Source organism: Mesorhizobium sp. M7A.F.Ca.ET.027.03.2.1, assembly GCF_003999175.1.
Classification (GTDB): domain Bacteria; phylum Pseudomonadota; class Alphaproteobacteria; order Rhizobiales; family Rhizobiaceae; genus Mesorhizobium.
Map to the genome: position 1 here is coordinate 1 of NZ_RZOM01000938.1, position 2450 is coordinate 2450.

Below are 2450 nucleotides of genomic sequence, written 5' to 3' on the forward strand. Positions count from 1 at the left end.
ACCTACTATGACGGCCAGGGTTTCATGATCAACGCCAAGAAGCTGCCGGGCGTCAATTCGGCCCTGCAGCTTTCGGGCGCGGCCGTCTGCGTGCAGAGCGGCACCACCACCGAGCTGAACCTCGCCGACTACTTCAAGGCCAACAAGATGGAGTACAATCCCGTCGTCTTCGAGAAGCTGGAAGAGGTCAACGCCGCCTATGATGCCGGCCGCTGCGATGTCTACACCACCGATCAGTCGGGCCTCTACGGCATCCGCCTGACGCTGGGAGCGCCGGCCGACCACGTCGTGCTGCCCGAGATCATCTCCAAGGAGCCGCTCGGACCGGCCGTTCGCCAGGGCGACGACCAGTGGTATCACATCGTCAAGTGGACCTATTTCGCGCTGCTGCAGGCTGAAGAGCTCGGCATCACCAAGGCCAATGTCGATGAGATGAAGAACTCGGCCAGTCCCGAGATCAAGCGCGTGCTCGGCCAGGAAGCCGATACCAAGATCGGCACCGATCTCGGCGTCTCCAATGACTGGGTGGTCAACATCGTCAAGGCCGTCGGCAATTATGGCGAAATGTTCGAGCGCAATGTCGGCTCGGGCAGCCCGCTGAAGATCGCGCGCGGCATCAACGCGCTGTGGACCAAGGGCGGCCTGCAATACGCGCCGCCGATCCGCTGATCGAAATGTGATCCGGGAGGCAGATCATCTGCCTCCCGGTTTCTCTTTCCAGGGGACGGTCGAATGGCATCGCAGGACGTACTTCGCGAGGAGCCCAGCCGCGGCTCCTTCATCAACGATCCGAAAATCCGGGGCATATTCTTCCAGGTGCTGGTCGTCGTGCTGCTGGTGGCGGGCGTCTGGTGGATTGCCCACAACGTCATCGACAACCTGACGCGGCTGCGCATCGCTTCAGGCTTCGGCTTCCTCAAGGGCCGCGCCGGCTTCGACATCAGCGAGAGCGCGATCGCCTATTCGTCGGATTCGACCTATGGCCGCGCCATTCTGGTCGGCCTCATCAATACCTTGATCGTCGCCATCGTCGGCATCATCACCGCGACAATCATCGGCTTCGTCATCGGCATCGGCCGGCTCTCGCAGAACTGGCTGATCAGGAAGATCTGCACGGTCTATGTCGAGGTTTTCCGCAACATCCCGCCGCTGCTGGTCATCTTCTTCTGGTATTCCGGCGTGCTGGCCGTGCTGCCGGCACCACGCGACAGCTACAACCTGCCGTTCGGCTCCTTCCTCAACCAGCGCGGTTTCTATTTTCCACGCGCCGTGTGGGGCGACGGCTCATGGCTGATCTTCGTCGCCCTGCTTGTCGGCATCGCCATGGCGTGGTTCGTCGCGCGCAAGGCGCGGCAACGGCAGATGGCGACCGGCCAGCAATTTCCAGTGTTTTGGACGTCCGCGGCGCTGATCGTCGGGCTGCCGCTGCTCGCCTATGCGCTGAGCGGCTTTCCCCTGAGCTTCGACTACCCGAAGCAGTCGACTTTCAACCTGACCGGCGGCTTCCAGGTCCGGCCGGAGTTCCTGTCGCTTTATCTGGCGCTGTCCTGCTATACCGCCGCCTTCATCGCCGAGATCGTGCGCGCCGGCATCAGGGGTGTCAGCGCGGGCCAGACGGAAGCTGCCGGTGCGTTGGGCTTGCGGTCCGGATCGATCCTGCGGCTGGTCGTCGTGCCGCAGGCCATGCGCATCGTCATTCCGCCGCTGACCAGCCAGTATCTCAACCTGACCAAGAACTCGTCGCTGGCCATCGCCATCGGCTATCCGGACCTGACGGCGACCGCCGGGACGGTGCTGAACCAGACCGGCCAGGCCGTCGAAGGCGTGGTGATCATGATGGTGATCTACCTCGCCATCAGCCTCCTGACCTCGCTGGTGATGAACTGGTTCAACGCCAAGATGGCGCTGGTGGAGAGGTGAGGTAAGGACATGCAAGAACATGATATGTCCTGGGTGCGCACCGAAATGGTGCTGGCGCAGCCGGCGCCCGCCAGCGTCACCGGCCTCGGCGCTTGGGTGCGCAAGAACCTGATCGCTTCTGCCGGCGACACCATCTTGACGATCGTCGGCATCGCCCTGGTGGCGATGATCCTGCCGCAAATCATCAATTGGGCGTTCATCAACGCCGTGTGGACGGGACCGGACCGGACCGTATGCGCCACGGTGGCGCAAGGCGGCATCCAGCCGGATGGCTGGACCGGCGCCTGCTGGGCTTTCGTCAATGCCAAATTCGGCCAGTTCATGCTCGGGCGCTATCCCATCGAGGAGCGCTGGCGGCCGATCCTGGTCGCTATCCTGTTCGTGGCGCTGCTGGTGCCGATGCTGATCCCGAAGGTGCCGCGCAAAGGGCTGAATGCGGTTCTGCTGTTCTTCGTGCTGCCGATCGTCGCCTTCGTCCTGCTGGTCGGCGGCATGTTCGGCCTGCCGCATGTCGAGACCTCGCTTTGGGG

At 63.1% G+C, this 2450-nt stretch carries 2 protein-coding genes and 1 pseudogene; all 3 read left to right on the forward strand.

What is annotated here, in order from left to right:
• Positions 1-669 (forward strand): transporter substrate-binding domain-containing protein (locus EN750_RS29290; protein ID WP_127398835.1); only part of this gene is annotated, 669 nt, incomplete at its 5' end.
• Between the two features lie 63 nt (positions 670-732).
• Entirely contained in the window at positions 733-1920 is a 1188-nt protein-coding gene (locus EN750_RS29295; protein WP_127398836.1) for an amino acid ABC transporter permease, read from the forward strand.
• A gap of 9 nt (positions 1921-1929) precedes the next feature.
• Positions 1930-2450: pseudogene (locus EN750_RS29300) on the forward strand (amino acid ABC transporter permease); the annotation flags it as partial.

Excerpts from the sequence above, each read along its gene's own strand:
- EN750_RS29295 (WP_127398836.1), top strand. The coding sequence starts at position 733 with ATGGCATCGCAGGACGTACTTCGCGAGGAGCCCAGCCGCGGCTCCTTC.